The 16,761-nt window shown below is 40.2% G+C and carries 16 protein-coding genes; 11 read left to right on the plus strand and 5 right to left on the minus strand.

The window, feature by feature from the left end; translation table 11 throughout:
• Positions 1 to 98: 98 nt before the first annotated feature.
• From V7O61_RS14380 to cyaB, 5 genes are read left to right on the plus strand one after another with little or no spacing between them, the layout of a single operon-like run.
• A complete protein-coding gene (locus V7O61_RS14380) occupies positions 99 to 839 on the plus strand; it encodes a helix-turn-helix domain-containing protein (protein WP_023845295.1) in 741 nt (246 codons plus the stop codon).
• 33 nt (positions 840 to 872) lie between these two features.
• Entirely contained in the window at positions 873 to 1,922 is a 1,050-nt protein-coding gene (locus V7O61_RS14385; RefSeq protein WP_023845294.1) for a hydroxymethylglutaryl-CoA synthase, read from the plus strand.
• A 10-nt stretch (positions 1,923 to 1,932) separates the two neighbouring features.
• The gene (locus V7O61_RS14390) at positions 1,933 to 3,105 is read left to right on the plus strand and encodes a thiolase domain-containing protein (protein WP_407283226.1); all 1,173 of its coding nucleotides are present in this window, start codon (positions 1,933 to 1,935) and stop codon (positions 3,103 to 3,105) included.
• Positions 3,106 to 3,110: 5 nt separating this feature from the next.
• Complete coding sequence (locus V7O61_RS14395) at positions 3,111 to 3,521, plus strand: Zn-ribbon domain-containing OB-fold protein (protein ID WP_211232187.1); 411 nt, start codon at positions 3,111 to 3,113, stop codon at positions 3,519 to 3,521.
• Positions 3,515 to 4,036, plus strand: a complete 522-nt coding sequence (cyaB, locus tag V7O61_RS14400; RefSeq protein WP_407283225.1) for a class IV adenylate cyclase — start codon at positions 3,515 to 3,517, stop codon at positions 4,034 to 4,036. Before V7O61_RS14395 ends, cyaB begins: the two co-directional genes overlap by 7 nt.
• 12 nt (positions 4,037 to 4,048) lie before the next feature.
• Here cyaB and V7O61_RS14405 read toward each other — a convergent pair whose 3' ends face one another.
• The 3 genes from V7O61_RS14405 to metG form a co-directional block, all read right to left on the minus strand.
• Positions 4,049 to 4,732: a hypothetical protein gene (locus tag V7O61_RS14405; protein ID WP_407283224.1), complete on the minus strand. Its 684-nt coding sequence runs from the start codon at positions 4,730 to 4,732 to the stop codon at positions 4,049 to 4,051.
• A gap of 198 nt (positions 4,733 to 4,930) precedes the next feature.
• Entirely contained in the window at positions 4,931 to 7,033 is a 2,103-nt protein-coding gene (locus V7O61_RS14410) for an ATP-binding protein (RefSeq protein ID WP_407283223.1), read from the minus strand.
• Positions 7,034 to 7,236: 203 nt separating this feature from the next.
• Positions 7,237 to 9,276 (minus strand): methionine--tRNA ligase, encoded by a 2,040-nt coding sequence (gene metG / locus V7O61_RS14415; protein WP_407283222.1) that lies wholly within the window; start codon positions 9,274 to 9,276, stop codon positions 7,237 to 7,239.
• Positions 9,277 to 9,414: 138 nt separating this feature from the next.
• Between metG and sppA the strand changes: the two genes are divergently transcribed.
• From sppA to V7O61_RS14440, 5 genes are all read left to right on the plus strand, one after another.
• Complete coding sequence (gene sppA, locus V7O61_RS14420) at positions 9,415 to 10,716, plus strand: signal peptide peptidase SppA (RefSeq protein ID WP_407283221.1); 1,302 nt, start codon at positions 9,415 to 9,417, stop codon at positions 10,714 to 10,716.
• A 149-nt stretch (positions 10,717 to 10,865) separates the two neighbouring features.
• The gene (locus V7O61_RS14425) at positions 10,866 to 11,207 is read left to right on the plus strand and encodes a metal-dependent hydrolase (protein WP_052324320.1); all 342 of its coding nucleotides are present in this window, start codon (positions 10,866 to 10,868) and stop codon (positions 11,205 to 11,207) included.
• Positions 11,208 to 11,297: 90 nt separating this feature from the next.
• Positions 11,298 to 12,521, plus strand: coding sequence for a COG1361 S-layer family protein (locus V7O61_RS14430; protein ID WP_407283220.1), 1,224 nt, complete (start codon positions 11,298 to 11,300; stop codon positions 12,519 to 12,521).
• Positions 12,522 to 12,541: 20 nt separating this feature from the next.
• Positions 12,542 to 13,744: an ABC transporter permease gene (locus V7O61_RS14435; RefSeq protein WP_407283219.1), complete on the plus strand. Its 1,203-nt coding sequence runs from the start codon at positions 12,542 to 12,544 to the stop codon at positions 13,742 to 13,744.
• The gene (locus V7O61_RS14440; protein WP_407283218.1) at positions 13,744 to 14,409 is read left to right on the plus strand and encodes an ABC transporter ATP-binding protein; all 666 of its coding nucleotides are present in this window, start codon (positions 13,744 to 13,746) and stop codon (positions 14,407 to 14,409) included. The genes V7O61_RS14435 and V7O61_RS14440 overlap by 1 nt, the downstream gene beginning before the upstream one ends.
• 26 nt (positions 14,410 to 14,435) lie before the next feature.
• Here the strand turns inward: V7O61_RS14440 and V7O61_RS14445 are convergent, their stop codons facing one another.
• Together V7O61_RS14445 and V7O61_RS14450 are read right to left on the minus strand one after the other, a co-directional pair.
• On the minus strand, positions 14,436 to 15,011 hold the full coding sequence (locus V7O61_RS14445; protein WP_407283217.1) for a DNA-3-methyladenine glycosylase I: 576 nt from the start codon (positions 15,009 to 15,011) through the stop codon (positions 14,436 to 14,438).
• A gap of 74 nt (positions 15,012 to 15,085) precedes the next feature.
• Positions 15,086 to 16,318: a VRR-NUC domain-containing protein gene (locus V7O61_RS14450; protein WP_407283216.1), complete on the minus strand. Its 1,233-nt coding sequence runs from the start codon at positions 16,316 to 16,318 to the stop codon at positions 15,086 to 15,088.
• A 189-nt stretch (positions 16,319 to 16,507) separates the two neighbouring features.
• Between V7O61_RS14450 and V7O61_RS14455 the strand changes: the two genes are divergently transcribed.
• On the plus strand, positions 16,508 to 16,753 hold the full coding sequence (locus V7O61_RS14455; RefSeq protein ID WP_407283215.1) for a hypothetical protein: 246 nt from the start codon (positions 16,508 to 16,510) through the stop codon (positions 16,751 to 16,753).
• Positions 16,754 to 16,761: the final 8 nt, after the last annotated feature.

A 16,761-nucleotide genomic window follows, 5' to 3' on the forward strand; every position in this document is an offset into this window, starting at 1 on the left:
CTATAAATAAGCAAATGGTTTGAATCGAAACCCATCGACAATAAACGAACTTGTATTCGTTAAATATATATGGTAATCAACCCTTAGGAATATAAAGCATGAGTGAAGACGAATCGCATGATATGGTTCGCCAGCGTCTTGCAGAAAAGATGGCAGGCGAGATTACGCTATCTGAGAAGCCTGGCGAAGCCCTGAAAAAATGGCGATTGAACTTCGAGATCGCACAGACTGACCTTTCGGGTTATCTGAGTGTTTCTCCTTCGGTCATCAGCGACTATGAAAGTGGCAGGAGAAAATCTCCGGGCACGCTAATTGTTAGCAGAATAGTCGATGCACTCCTTGAAATTGACGCACAGAGAGGAGGACAGAAAATTCATGCCTATGAGGGGATACTTTTCGCAGATAAGAAGTCTAAGGCCATTTACGCCACCTACGAATACACATTTCCCATGCAGGTTGCAAAACTTGCCAATATCATTGAGGCAGACATCGTTAACAAAGGAATAGAGAAACCACTTTACGGTTTTACTGTTGTTGACAGTAAAAAGGCTATTCTTGAACTTTCATCCCATGAGTTCCAGAAACTCTACGGATGGAGTACTGAACGTGCAATGATATTCACCAAGGTCACGACTGGAAAATCACCAATGGTCGCCATAAGGGTTACAAACCTTAAACCCGGGGCTGTTGTAATGCATGGCCTGCGAGGAAATGAAGTGCATCTGATGGCTAAGAAAATGGCTGAGATTGACAGGATTCCCCTTCTCGCAACGACAATGGATATTGACGAAATGGTAGAAGCACTGAAAAAGTACAGCGAATACCATGTAATCGAGTAAATACCACTAAATACACATTTAAACGGTGTTAAGATGAGTGTAGGGATAGTCTCATATGGTGCCTATGTACCAAAATACAGAATTAAAATAGAAGACATCGCCCGCGTATGGGGAGACGATGCAGAGATTCTCAAATCAGGACTGATGGTCAATGAAAAGGCAGTTCCTGATGTTGACGAAGATGCAGCAACTATTGCAGTGGAGGCTGCGAGGGCTGCAGTAAACAGGTCATGCATAGATGCGCAGAGAATAGGTGCAGTATACACCGGTTCTGAAAGCCACCCTTATGCTGTAAAACCTACCAGTACTATTGTAGCAGAAGCAACCGGAGCAACTCCGGTATTGACTGCAGCTGATTTTGAATTTGCCTGTAAGGCAGGAACCGCAGCGGTCCAGGCATGTATGGGTCTGGTAAGCTCCGGTATGATTGACCTTGGACTTGCAATCGGTGCTGATGTGGCACAGGGAGCCCCAGGAGATGCACTTGAATATACTGCCGCAGCCGGCGGTGTAGCATATGTCATCGGTAACAAGGAATCTGAACTTGTGGCAATTATCGAGGACACATACTCTTTTACAACTGATACTCCTGACTTCTGGAGGCGTGAAGGAATGCCATACCCTGAACACGGCGGAAGATTCACAGGAGAGCCAGGATACTTCAAGCACGTAACAAACGCTGCAAAGGGACTTCTGAACAAGCTGGACACAAAACCTGAAGATTATGATTATGCAGTATTCCATCAGCCAAACGGAAAGTTCCCAAGCCGTGCAGCCAAGATGCTGGGATTCAGCAAGGAACAGATAAAACCAGGGCTTGTAGTTCCAAGACTTGGAAACACGTACTCCGGCTCATGTATGATGGGAATTGCAGCAACACTTGACCAGGCAAAACCAGGAGACCGTATCTTTGCAACCGCATTCGGTTCAGGTGCCGGTGGAGATGCTTTCAGCATAACAGTCACCGACAAGATAGACGAGATACGCGACAATGCACCGAAAGTTGAAGAACTTCTTGCAGACCCGATTTATGTAGACTACGCAACATACGCCAGGCATAAGGGTAAGATAAAGATAGCATGAGGTGTGGAAAATGAGAGATGTAGCAATCATAGGTGTTAAAAACACAAAATTCGGTGAACTTTGGGACCGCTCTTTCAGAGACGTTGTAGTTGAAGCTGGTGTCGGCGCTGTCAGTGATGCAGGTGTTGTAGGTGAGAAGATCGATGCAATGTTTGTCGGTAACATGAGCGGGGGACAGTTTGTAGAGCAGGAACACATCGGTGCTTTAATTGCTGATTATTCAGGTCTTGCAAAAGACATTCATGTTCCTTCAACCCGTGTTGAAGCTGCCTGTGCTTCAGGTGGACTTGCACTCAGACAGGGAATATATTCTGTTGCTTCAGGAATGGATGACATTGTAATCGCAGCCGGAGCCGAGAAAATGACAGATGTACCTTCACCAAAAGCATCATCCGCCCTTGCAGCAGCAGCTGACAGGGAATGGGAAGGTATCATGGGTGCAACATTCCCGGGCCTTTATGCAATGATCGCAAGGATGCATATGCACAAGTACGGAACCACAAGTGAACAGCTTGCCCAGGTTGCTGTGAAGAACCACCAGAATGGTCAGCACAACCCGATTGCCCAGTACAAATCCCCGATTACCGTTGAGTCGGTACTCAAATCCATTATGGTGGCAGACCCACTTCACATATTCGACTGTTCGCCAATTACAGATGGTGCATCTGCGGTTGTGCTTGCACCTGCAGATGTGGCACACGAATACACTGACACTCCTATTTATGTGAAGGCAACTGCGCAGGCATCAGATACTATTGCACTGCACGACCGCAGGGACATTACAACCCTTGATGCAAGTGTAGCGGCAGGTAAAAGAGCATACGAGATGGCAAAGATGCAGCCAAAGGACATTAACCTTGTAGAAGTCCATGACTGTTTCACTATTGCTGAAATTTGCGCAATCGAAGACCTTGGCTTTGCTAAGAAAGGTGAAGGTGGAATCGTAACCCAGAATGGCGAGACCGCAATTGGTGGAAGGATACCTATAAACACATCAGGTGGACTGAAGTCATGCGGACATCCTGTAGGAGCTACCGGTGTAAAACAGGCTGTTGAGATAGTTGAGCAGCTTCGTGGAGAGGCTGGAAAGCGTCAGGTTGACGGAGCGGAAGTTGGAATGACCCACAACGTGGGAGGTTCCGGTGCGACTGCTGTTGTACACATATTCTCGAGGAACAGGTGATCATCATGTCAGTACCACGATTTTGGAGAAAACAGATAGCAAGATACAACCTTGTGGGAACACACTGCAAGAAATGTGATGACTACTTCTACCCACCACGTAACATGTGTCCTGCCTGCAGACGTGAAGGTGAGATTGAAGATTACAAATTCTCAGGGAAAGGAGAAGTTGTGACGTTCACTGTGATTCACACTGCAGCAGAAGGTTTTGAGAACCAGACACCTTATGTTCTTGGAATTATCAAACTGGAAGAAGGACCAAGTCTCACAAGCCAGATAATTTGTGATGCTAAGGATGTAAAGATAGGTATGAAGGTCAAACCTGTGTTCAGGAAGCTTGGACAGGCTGGAGAACGTGGAATGATCTACTACGGTACAAAGTTTGTACCAGAGCTAGAAGTTGCAGATAAATGTTAGAAATTGAAGTAAAGGCCCGTGCCGACCACCTGCCTGTAAAAGAGCAGTTGTCGGTTATGGGTGCTGTTTTTGTAGGTGTCCAGCACCACTGCGACACCTATTTTAATGCCCCGGACAGGGATTTTGCCAAAACGGATGAAGCACTCAGGATACGCTCCGTTGATGGAAGGTCTGTCATGACCTATAAAGGCAAAAAACTTGATACCCTTTCCAAAACAAGAGAAGAATTCGAAACTCCGGTTGATGGTGGAATAACCCGAAGCATCCTGATTGCACTTGGATTTTATGAGTCCGGCATCGTTAAAAAAACAAGAGAGGTCTATAGATTCGAGAATATGACCATCTGTCTTGACAGAGTCGAAGGACTGGGCGAATTCATGGAAGTTGAGATAGTGGCTGAATCCGATATTGAAACTCACCGAAAGCAGATATTCTCATTTTTAGCTAATTTTGGAATACGAGAAGAAGATTCCATCAGGACATCTTATCTTGAGATGGTTTTGGAGAATCAGTAGAAAACATATCAATTAAAATATCAACACGCTACTAATGAGTATAGCAATCAGAATTGTTGAGACTTCGCTTTGAACATGCCAAATAAAATTGATCTGTTTTTTGTATAAAGAAAACAAAGGATAGAATATGCAAGCAATTACAATGTTATAAAGTACAAATACATTGGTATACCAGTATGCGAAAGTTTCATTTCCACGATATTCTTTAGGGATTGCAATTCTCTTGATACAAAAAAAGCTTCCGTTCTCAGTTTCATAAATCGTACTACTTTCAGAAATATAGCTACCAACTACTTTTTCAGAATGCCTGTATCTTTCATCTTTAACTGAAACAGTGTACCATGAAATATTCCAATTTTCATATTTAGGATAATAAGTATCTTCAACATCATGTAATACTATGAGAGAATTATGGTTATCAACTAAAGCTTCACACAATAAATCTTCATTCTTAAGCGTTTTTTCATTTAAAATTGGCATAGCTATCAACAAACAAGAGAAGCTGCATATTAAAAACATTATTAACAAAAAAGAATAACCTTTTCTTTTATTTTTTATTTGAAACGACTGAGGTTTATCAATATTATTAATTTTTAAGAAAAAAATGATGTTTCCTATTAATAGAACGATTGAACAGATTAATAATAAATATTTATCATTCAAAGTGAATGTATCTATGATAACAGTTCCTTCCATAATAACCCTAAAGATAATAATGTAGCAAAAATTTCGATGTGATCATCTTAATTTATTAATGACATTATTCCATAAATAACATCACATCTAAAAATAAAATAATTTAGTAAAAGGTTAAAATCTAGAATATAATATGAAAATAACAAGAGTTGTAAGCCTGTTTCTGGAGTATATATTTTTATTGAGTATATACTAATATCATTCTTTCCCATCAACAGGAATCTCGAAATAGAAACAAGATCCTTTGCCAAGTTCACTTTTTACCCAAACCTTTCCTCCGTGCATTTCCACAAACTTCTTTACAAGAGCAAGTCCGAGTCCTGTTCCCTCATACTTTCGATTATGATCAGAATCTACCTGAGTAAATTCATAGAAGAGGTATTTCTGGTCATTTTCAGATATACCTATACCTGTATCCTTTACTGCAAACAGGACATAGTTACCGAGTTTTTTAACTTCAAGGGTAACACTCCCTTTTTCAGGAGTGAACTTCACTGAATTGCTCAGGAGATTCAAAAGAGTTTGTCGAATCTTAACCCTATCAGCTTTCATGGTTGTCAGTTTCTCATCAATATTAGATTTAAGAGAAATATTCTTTCTAACTGCAATTGAGGAAATAGTTCCCATAACCTCATCCACCAATTCAGAAACAACAACATTTTCAGTGTTTAAACTCATCATACCTGCTTCTATCTTGGACAGGTCAAGAATATCATTGATAAGATTCAGAAGGTGTTTTCCACTACCAGAAACATTGTTAAGGTAACGTTCCTGTTTTTCATTGATATCACCGAATGACTTCAGGAGTAACATATCTGAAAAACCGATAATTGAGTTCAAAGGAGTACGCAATTCATGACTCATATTGGCAAGGAACTGGCTTTTTAAGCGATTAGCGGCATCAGCTTCGATCTTTGCATGCAAAAGGGCTTCTTCATAAATCTTCTTTTCAGTGATATCACGGATAATTACCTGAACAGTTCCTTCCTCCTTATCAATGATAGAAGAACTGATATCAGCATCAATAACATTATTATTGGAAAGTACCAGTTTAATCTCTGACCTGACAGAACTTTCTCTGATAGTCTGCTTATAGATATCAACAAGACTGGTAGAGTCTTCCTCCGGAGATAGGAAGTCGATATTTATTTCAAAAAGATCAGGTTTTTCATATCCAAGTAATTCGGAGGTTTTGCTGTTCATATCAACCAATGAAGCACCGGGGCCAAAAATCATAATGGCATCATTTGACTGCTCAAAAAGAGCATGGTATTTTCCTTCCTTTTCCTCAAGTGAGTTTAACATATTATTGATATCATCAGCCAGCCAGTTAACCTGTTCATCGCCTTCTACTTCAATTCTGGATGAAAGATCTCCACTATCTCTAATGTTTTCAAGTTCCTTTACCAGAAGGTTGAACTCTATGAAACTCATATTCTTTGCAAGGTAAATATGGAAAAATAGTTCAATTGAAGTTACTACCAAAAGTGCAATTCCGATAGACATTGCCATTTTTAGTCCTATTGAAGAAGTATGGCTTGTTGTACCGACCTTTAACAGTTTCTCAGGATGACCCATTATATCATACAGCAGAACTGCACCTGCAGGATCTCCATTTTCAAAATTACTAAGCGAAATATCATTTGTCTTATAACCAGGTGCCTTTTTATCTGCCTCTGAAAAAGAACCTACATCCTCTAAAACAAAATATATGGACCTGTCTTGTGCTATTTCTAATTCATTAATGTCAATTGTACGTGAGACGACAACTACCAGACCATCTTCAACCGTTCCTTCAGCCGGAACAAAATATTCCATGGCAACTAACAGAGTCCTTTCCGGGAGGAATACAAGACCTGAAAGAGTAAAGTTATTCATGCACTCAGAAAATGCCTCAGGGTTTGAGGACAAATAAGCTTTAAGATCGTTAGACGGAGCTACACCATTTATCGTATGTTCAAATAGAGGAGATTCCTTAAAGGGATTATAGATTATTATAGATTCAATATCACGGTTTATAAGAAATTCATCGTCTGATAATTTGTCATCAAAATTACCAAGATCTTTACCTCTTACCTCATGTTGTGCACATAACACCAGATTTGAAGCACTGTAACTGAGAGTTTTCACTTCATCTGCTTCGATACCATGAACAAACATGTGAGTATTATGGAGCGAGTATCCCTCTTCCAGATCATAGAAATTGGATGAGATAAGGAAATAGCTGAAAACGACTATTATCATAATCCCTACTATAAACAGAAAGGAATGCAGATAAATGTCCTTTTTTTCTATTTGCATTGTGATAGCCTCAGTTAATTGATGGAAGCATAAAAGAAGCAAAAAAAGCAACTTTGTAAGTGTTCCATAATAACTAAAGTAATATATAAACCATTCATAAATAAAAATATCTTATGTAATAACAATATGAAGTAAAACACAAAACAAATCAAAAAGAAATAAAAACAAATGGGTGCGGCAATGCACCCTAAAATAAAACAAAATTATCTGATGCAGGAACCAGGTCCCATTTCCTTATCAGTTGACAATAAAGAAACTCTCTCACCGGCATCTGCTGCAAGGAGCATTCCCTGTGATTCAACTCCACAGAGTTTCACAGGTTTGAGATTCACAAGAACATTCACAATCTTGCCGACCATTTCTTCAGGGTCATAGTACTCTGCAAGACCTGCAACAACCTGTCTTGGTTCCTCATCTCCGATATCAACCTCAAGACGCAGGAGTTTCTTTGATTTTTTGATCTTTTCAGCGGTTACGATCTTACCAACCCTGATATCAAGCTTTGCAAAATCATCATATTCTATTTCGTCTTTGTATTCCATTATTTCTACTTCCTCAATACCTGCTTCCTTTGCCATTGCTGCCTTTATGCGCTTTGATGATATTGCTTCCATCTCATTGATCTTATCATCTTCCAGCTTTGTGAAGAGAATTCCAGGCTTTGCGAGTTTTGTTCCACTTACAACAGGAACAGTCGCTTCTTCATATGTAACTTCATGGACATCTGAGTCCATTCCAATCTGCTTCCATGCAACTTCCATGCTGCCTGGTGTCATTGGTTCGAACAGAAGGATAAGTGCCTTGGCAAGCTGGATACAGTTCTTTACAACCTTTCCGCAGGCATCTTTATCTTCTTTAATGAGCTTCCAGGGTTCATTTGACTGGAAGTATGAATTTCCGTATGATGCAAGAGCCATTGCAGTGTCAGCAGCTTTCTTGAACTCGTATTCTGAGTTTGCTCTTACTACTTCTTCAATGGTTGAATTGATCTTCTCTATGACCTCAGGGTCGATATCTCCATCAGGAATCTCACCGAAGTTCTTGAAAGCAAAGAGCAGGTTCCTGTACAGGAAATTACCTAATACACCAACAAGTTCGGTGTTTATCTTGTCCTGGAAGATCTTCCATGAGAAGTTGACCTCTTTTGTGTGTGAGGTATAACTTACAAGATAATACCTCAGAAGGTCAGGATGGAAGCCATGGTCAAGGTAATCTTCCTCAACCCATACAACATATCCACGGCTCTTGGAGAATGTCTTATCCTCGATTTTCAGCATACCTGATGCAACAACTGCAGATGCCTGACTGTAGTCTGCTCCCTTGAGCATTGCAGGCCAGAAAATACAGTGGTGGTAGATGATGTCTCCACCAATGAAGTGAACAATCGGACAGTCACCTTTCCAGAATTTCTCCCAGTCTCCGCCGGTTTTCTCTGCCCATTCTTCTGTGAAAGCCATGTAGCCAATCGGAGCGTCAACCCATACATAAACTACAAGGTCATCGTGTCCCGGGAATCTTACACCCCATTCAAGGTTCCTTGTGATACACCAGTCTGTAAGTTCCTGTTTTATCCAGCCCATTGCATAGTTGCGTGCATTCAGTGTGCCGCCAAGGTTCTCAAGGTGCTCCATGAGGAAGTCCTTAAACTCAGAAAGTTTGAAGAAAAAGTGTTCCTGTTCCTTGTATTCGGCAGGACCTTTACAGATTGTACAAACAGGTTCCTTAAGTTCTCCAGGCTCCAGGTGTCTTCCACAGCCCTGGTCACACTCGTCTCCGCGTGCCTGCTCACCACAGTGAGGACATGTACCTGCAACGTACCTGTCAGGAAGGAAACGGTCACACTGAGGGCAATATGCGATCTCGATTATCTTTGGGTAGACATATCCCTTTTCAATAAGTTTGTCAACTATCTCAGTGGTACGGTTGTGGTTTGTTTCGTCATCAGTTGTTCCGAATGAATCAAACTCCACTTCCATCTTCTTGAATACTTCATCAAAATGAGTATGATACTGCTGTACCAGTTCTTTAGGTGTGAGACCTAACTCCTCGGCATTTACCACAATAGGAGTTCCATGGGTATCTGAACCACAGACAAATGTAGTTTCCTGTGAGTTCTTCTGGAGTGACCTCACAAAAATATCTGCGGGAATGTATGTTCTAAGATGCCCAACATGCGCCTTTCCGTTTGCATATGGAAGACCGCATGTCACAAGCACGGCTTTATCAGAAGGAATGTTTGACATTTATTATCTCCACTAAAAATATGATCAATATATATGGTGTTGCATTGCGTGCAATTATAAAATATATTTCGCTCGCTGAGCATAAGGGAAGCTTTTTGAATGTGCAAATACATTTTATACGCGGGATGGAACGAATAGATGAACGGAGATAATTCAGAAAAAAACATAGAGGATGATACCGAATATCATCTTTACCCGTATAGTTATGATAAAAACGAGAGTGATAACACTCAAGAAGATATTGACGAGATTCAGACAAGTGTCGTATCCGAAAATGCTGAAATCGAAGCAAGTGATAAAATTGCCGAAAACGATTCACCGATTATAGTTGAAACATCTGAACCTGTCCTGGAAAAAGTTGAAACTTCAGAGGATGAGGATATTTCAAAAAACACTTCAGACGATATTGAGAATGGTGAACCTGTTAATTCTGCTCCTGAAAAAGAAACTCCTGTAAAGGAAACAAGAACAGAGCCTTCAACAAGAGCAGGATCAGGTTATTATGAACCATCCCGTGAAACTCCTGTAATTAAAAAGAAAAGCCGTAAATGGCAATATGCTGCCATTGTCCTGGCTCTACTGTTTGTCATTGGTGTCAGTTTTGCAGCTATCTACCAGTCATTTAACGGTGATCTTTACTCTTCCAACGATAAGATTGCTGTAATTTACATAGAAGGAACTATGGTTACAAGCAGTGTACCAGGTGGACTTGGCTATGCAAGCTCCGAAGTAATATCTGACAACATCAGAAAAGCACTGAATGATGAAGATGTGAAAGTCATAGTATTGAGAGTTAACAGTGGCGGAGGGTCTTCAACAGCTGGCGAAGAGGCATACGAAGAAGTCAAAAAAGCAAGTGAAAGCGGCGTACCTGTTGTAGTTTCAATGGGAAGCACAGCAGCAAGTGCTGCCTACCACCTTTCAGCACCTGCCGACCTGATAGTTGCTAACCCGTCAACAATGACCGGAAGCATAGGTACTATATGGCAATTCCAGAACCTGTCAGAATATTATGACAAAGAAGGAGTCGAGTACTACATAGTAAAGTCCGGTGAATTCAAGGACATGGGCAATGCTGCCAGAGGACTTTCTGATGATGAGAAGGAATACGCTAACAAGGTTGTAGCAGAAGTTTACAGCAACTTTGTGAGCGATGTGGCTGAAGGCAGGGACATGAGTGTCAGTGAAGTCAAAAGTCTTGCAGATGGTAGAATCTACACCGGACGAGAAGCAAAGGAGCTCGGACTTGTGGATGAACTGGGTAATTTCTATGATGCACTTGACATGGCAGCAGACCTTGCAGGAATAGATGACCCGACTATAGTCTACATGAACAAGCCAACACTTTCAAGCCTGCTTTTTGGCTCAGAGGCTGACGCAGCTGAAACTGCCGAACTGGTGTATTACTATGAAGACAGCCCATTCGGATATCTAACCTGATGTGAATGCCCTTCACACCTTTTCATCTAGGACCGGCCTTTCTTCTCGGAGAAATCTTCGAGAAAAAGGTCAATCTTTTTTCTATTTTAATCGGTAGTATCATAATTGATGTTCGTGCAACCTACTGCCTGTTTACAGGTTGTCGACCCTTGCACGGACCACTTCATACTTTTCTGGCTGCAACGGTTATAGGACTATTAATTGCATGGTTCATTTATTCTCAAAGAGCATGGTTGCAGAAAATTACCGATAAACTGAGAATAGAACAGAGTTATTCCCTCAATTCAATCGTAATTGGATCAATTATCGGAACATGGAGCCATGTGATTCTTGATTCACCTCTGTACACGGACATTACTCCACTCTGGCCGGCAACAAATAATCCATTTCTATGGACAATTGGTCCCCTGACAATATACGAATTCTGTGTATTTTCATTCCTGCCTGCAATTGTAATATTTATTTACAGGTACGGGAAGAGAGGACAATAATCCATTCAAAACCCCCTTACAAAAAGTATAAGTCAATTTGAACCAGACTTACTATAAAAAATCGAAGTTATTTCACGAGGGGGATTTTCAATGGTTATGAGCAAATATCTCAAATCAATTCTATTTTTATCAATAATTTGTATTTTATGCACTTCCTTTCCTGCTTTTGGTCTGGAACAGGTCAGGACTGATAAACTCGACATACTTGCAGCAGAGGTCTCACCTCAGCCTGTAAGACCAGGAGAAGAACTGCTTGTAAAAGTTAGTGTTGCAAATTACGATGACACCACCGTGAACAATATTATTCTTGATGTAGAGAACCAGTTCCCTCTCATTCTCAGATTCTCTGAAAAAGAGTATGGTGTAAAGAGTATTTCCAATAGCAGTTTCAGGATAGAGAGAATCAGCTCAAACGGAAATGTTGAGATCAACTACAATTTCCTCATTGATCCTGAAGCAAGAACCGGCACATACCATGTGACATTCAAACTCTCAGATGGAAACAGTGTTTTTGTTACAAGAACAATCTCCATAGAAGTTGAAGGTACACCTGAAATTGCCCTCATGAATTCCTCCTTCTCAAAAACAGGAATATCTCCTGGTGATGATTTTGTCCTGTACACTACCGTTGCAAGTGTTGGTAGTGGAAATGCCAAGAACATAAAGATTAGCCTGCAAATTGATGATGTCCCGGGGCTTGTAGCTGTAAATGACAACAGTGCCTTCATTCACACACTCGATGCAGGAGAAGAAAAAGAGATAGCTTTCAAGCTAAGTCTTGGAAAAGATGCTGATATAACATCATATAATATCCCGATATCCATAAGAGCTGTAGATGATACTGAAAGTTTGAATATAAGCTCAGTGGAAACTATCGGTTTTGAGGCTAAAGGCAAAGCGAAGATAGACATTGCAAATGTTAAGAATAGTCCCACAATGCCTGAAAAAGGAACAGAACTTACCCAGGTAATCAGGATCGAGAACGTAGGTGAGGGAGAAGCAAGGTCTGTTAAGGTCAGCCTTGTTGACCTTGACATGTCAGGAACTAAAGAAGCTTTCATCGGAAAACTTGATGCAGATGATGATGCTCCTGCTACTTTTTCATTCATCCCTCAAAAAAGCGGGGATCAGGAGTACACTGCACTTATCGAATATGAGGACGACTTTGGAAATCATTCCGTAGAACAGAAACTCACAATGAATGTTACAGGAACCTCTCCATATCAAATATTGCTGGTGATCATAGTGCTGCTGGTTCTTGGATATACAGCTTATACTCACAAAGACCGCCTGATAAGTAAAAACAAAAAATAAGAAACTGGATTGAAGAGAACATGTTTGAAAAAGCAAAGGTCTCGTTTTTCCTTGCATCAAAATCGATACTTAGAGGAAATAAAGGAATTGCTTTTTTTACGATTATTGTCCTGACACTTGTGTATCTTCAGCTTGTTTTCTTTTCCAGCATGATAGGTGGAGTGACAATGAAGTTCAACGACGTTCTTGTGGATTATCAGACAGGAAACATCGTTATTGAACCGGCACAGAATGAAGCCTACATAACAAATGTTGATGCCCTGAGCAAAAAAATAGAGCACATACCTGATGTCACAGGAGTTTCTCCCCGGCTGCGGCTGAAAACCAGCGTATCTTATAAAGAAAAAGAAGTAGGTGCCACAATTTACGGCATCGACCCACAGGAAGAAGAGCTTGTAACTGATTTCTCATCTGCTATGGTTGAAGGGGAATTCATAAGCAAACTTGACAGGGGAGAAATAGTGCTCGGCAGGGAGATTTCAGGAGGATACGGAGCGGTAATGCAGACAAGATCCCTTGAAGATGTGGAAGTAGGCGATATCGTAACTGTCCTGATAAATGGACAGGAAATGGATTTCAGGGTCAAGGGAATTTACAGCACCTTGTTCTTCATGTCTGATTCTTCCGCCTTTGTTAACATTGCAGACCTTGAAGACGCTCTTAATGCCGATAATAAAGCTCAGGAAATTGCCATTAAACTTCAGGATGGATCAGATGAAGACGTTGTGATGAATGAAATCCTGTCTCTCGGAGTACAGGAAGAAGTTCGCTCATGGACTGAATTTGCCGGCATCCTGCAGATAATAGAGGGCACGCTGTCAATGGTAAGAAACATCTTCACGGCAGTCGGACTTATTGTTGCCTTTGTTATCATTTTCGTTGTTATTTTTGTCAACATCGTAAGTCAGAAAAGACAAATCGGTGTCCAGAAAGCCATTGGAATTGAAGAGGAAGTGATTATTGCATCTTTTGTGCTGCAGGCGATGTTCTATGCTTTCATTGCAATGGTAATTGGTTATTCCCTGATGCAGTTCGTCATAACCGGGTATACCCAGGCACATCCAATCAGCGCTCCAATAGGCAATGTCAGTCTGGATCTTAGCAACTCAGAGGCTGTAATCCGTGCTATGATGCTATTCATGGCAGCGGTGCTCGGGTCACTTATACCATCCTACAAGATGACGAAAAGAAGTCTTCTTGACCTTATATGGGGTTCTAACTGATGATTGAGGCCAAGGATATTAAAAGAACTTTCCTGATGGGAAAAGTGGAAGTGCAGGCCCTTAAAGGTGTCAGTCTCAACATTGAAAAGGGAGAGTTTGTTGCCATTGTCGGTTCAAGTGGCAGTGGGAAAACCACCATGCTCAACCAGCTTGGAATTCTTGATACACCAACATCAGGACAGATAATTATTGACTCTACAAATGTATCGGAACTTAGTGACAGGGAGAAGATCAGATTCAGGCTGAATAACCTTGGATATGTGTTTCAGGACTATGCACTAATCCCCACTTTAACAGCACATGAAAATGTGTACCTTCCATTGATGATGCAGGGATATCCTCAAAAAGAGCTGGAGGAAAAGGCAACAAATATACTTGAAGACGTTGGTCTTTCTGAGAGAATGCATCACCTTCCATCAGAAATGAGCGGAGGGCAACAGCAAAGAGTTTCAATTGCAAGGGCACTTGTGCACGAACCAAAGATTATTTTTGCCGATGAACCATGTGCCAATCTTGACAGTACGGCTTCCAGACAGGTGCTTGAACTATTCAGTGATTTCAACAAAAAGAATGAGCAGACCATCGTCATGGTCACTCATGAAGAGTGGCATCTGGATTACGTTGACAGAGTTATTACTCTGAAGGACGGAATGATGGCAGATTAAACTATGATGTAAAATGAGGATTAAGCTCACTTCATTTTCCTGCATTCTTCATACCTGAAGCAATCCACTACATGATCATTTACCATTCCCACTGCCTGCATGAAAGCATAGATTATCGTTGGACCCACAAAATTGAATCCTCTTTTTTTCATGTCCTTGCTTATCTTTTCAGAAAGCTCAGTTTTTCCAGGAATATCCTGCATGGATTTCCATGAATTCTGTATTGATTTCCCATCAGGCAGGAATGTTTTGAGATAAGCATCAAACGAGCCGAACTCATTTCTGATTATTATGTACACTTTTGCATTATTGACAGCAGAACGCACTTTCAGTTTGTTCCTGATAATTCCGCAGTCCTGCAAAAGTTCGGCAATTTTTTTGTCATCATAAGCAGCTACTTTCTCGAAATCAAAACCATCAAAGGCTTTCCTGTAATTCTCCCTTCTTTTCAGGATAGTGTCCCAGCTAAGTCCTGCCTGTGCTCCTTCGAGTACCAGAAACTCGAATAGCTTCCTGTCATCATGTTCAGGAACTCCCCACTCTGTGTCATGATACTCAATTTCATGCTCGTTAGTTTCGGCCCATTGGCATCGTATTTTCATGAGTTAAAGATGATAGTAAATAGTTTTATACTTTAGTTTTGAGAAAAAGGCAAGAGTTTGAATTTACTTAAATTCTAATTACTTTTCTGATTTGGTTTTTTGCGGACTTTGGCAATTTTAAATGGTAACTGCAAAATTTCACTATTACCTTTAATCCAAGTTTTCTGATCTTCACTTAATTTGTCTTTAGATGATTTCACTTCAACAAAGAAAAATTCACTATCATTAAAAATCAATAAATCAGGCCATCCACAAAATCTACCCCAATAGTCTTGTATTAAGTAGTTAAGAATCTTTATAATCAGTTCAGATGGTAAAATACCAATAATATTCCTTGCAATATCAATATCTTTGCTAGCATGTGCCCAGAGATATTGTCTCAGATTAGCGCTTGGTTCTATCCAATAATCAAAACACCACAATAAATCTTGTTTGTTTTTAGGAAGACTCTGAAGATGGGATGTTATTTCGTTTAGTCTGCGATTGTAATATCCTTTGGTTCCAAAGTCAAATGGAAGTCCCGTCCAAATAAGATCATTCTTAGTTTCATTTTCAAATTTGCCACGACGACCAAATCCAACAACTTGACAGTGAGAATCTTGGGGATCTTGTATTACCAACCACATAAAGACAGCAAAAATTACATGAAAAGGTCTACTTTCTGTAAATAGAACATTGTAACCTTTTTCTCCAAAGTAATTTGCAACAAATTCTTCCACTGAAAAATATTTGCCATTGTCGATGATTTGAACTTTTCTTGAAAAAGTAGCAGAGTATGGAACAAATAAATCAATTACTTCAATAGTGTAAAGAGAAATGATTTTATTGTCTGAATGGTCTATGTATTCGTATTTTGGATTTATTTCATGAAGGTGTTGAAGCTCTTCAACTACATCTCTTTGAATAGCACCGTGAATACTAGGGTTTTCTTGTTGAGCAACAAAATAATCTGCATAGCCATTTTGTTCTGCCCATCTTCCAAACCTTTTAGTTGTTTCAATTGTAATTTCTCTCCAATAATACCTACGAATTTTAGTTGTTCTCCCACGAGCTTGAGATAGTGGATAAGACTCTTCTTTTTTATTTCTGCAAGTATTGCAAATATTGGGTTGAAAACCTATTGTCACAGGTATCTTTTTTTGAGTGTCAAGTTCAGTTGCAATATCAAGCTGATGAGAATAATATTTTCTACCAAATTCTTCATCGCATGAACACATCATAACCTCACCACACAAATTACAAAAATACTTACGAATTGTTTCATAAGGATTTATACAAGTGACGTCTTCATGATTACAATTACTCATTTCCTCCACCATCTTTCATTAAGAGAAATAATACAATGAAAAAACTAAATTTCACTTTAAATTCTTCATATTATAATCTTGATTTTGTATAGTAATATGACTTTCCATAAACAAATATCGAACAGATAAGGATAGAGATATTAAGTTAAAAAATCAATTATTCATAGTGAAAAAGTAGGGGTTGTTATCATGAGTGGGACAGGCAAAGAATTCATGGAAAAGACGCAGTATCGATATCTGGACATGTCAGACCAGTCTATGGGCTACCCTAATCCTGATCTGGAACTTAGTGCAGAAGAGAGTGACAGGATAATTGACCTGCCTTTGCCACAGAATATAAAAGTTGAGAACATCGACCTCAGAAAAGCAATAGAAAAGAGAACAAGTGTCAGGAATTACAGTTTTGAGCCACTTTCTCTTGAAGAGCTCTCCTAGCTGCTCTG

The sequence above is a fragment of the Methanolobus sp. WCC1 genome (assembly GCF_045690315.1).
GTDB lineage: Archaea > Halobacteriota > Methanosarcinia > Methanosarcinales > Methanosarcinaceae > Methanolobus > Methanolobus tindarius.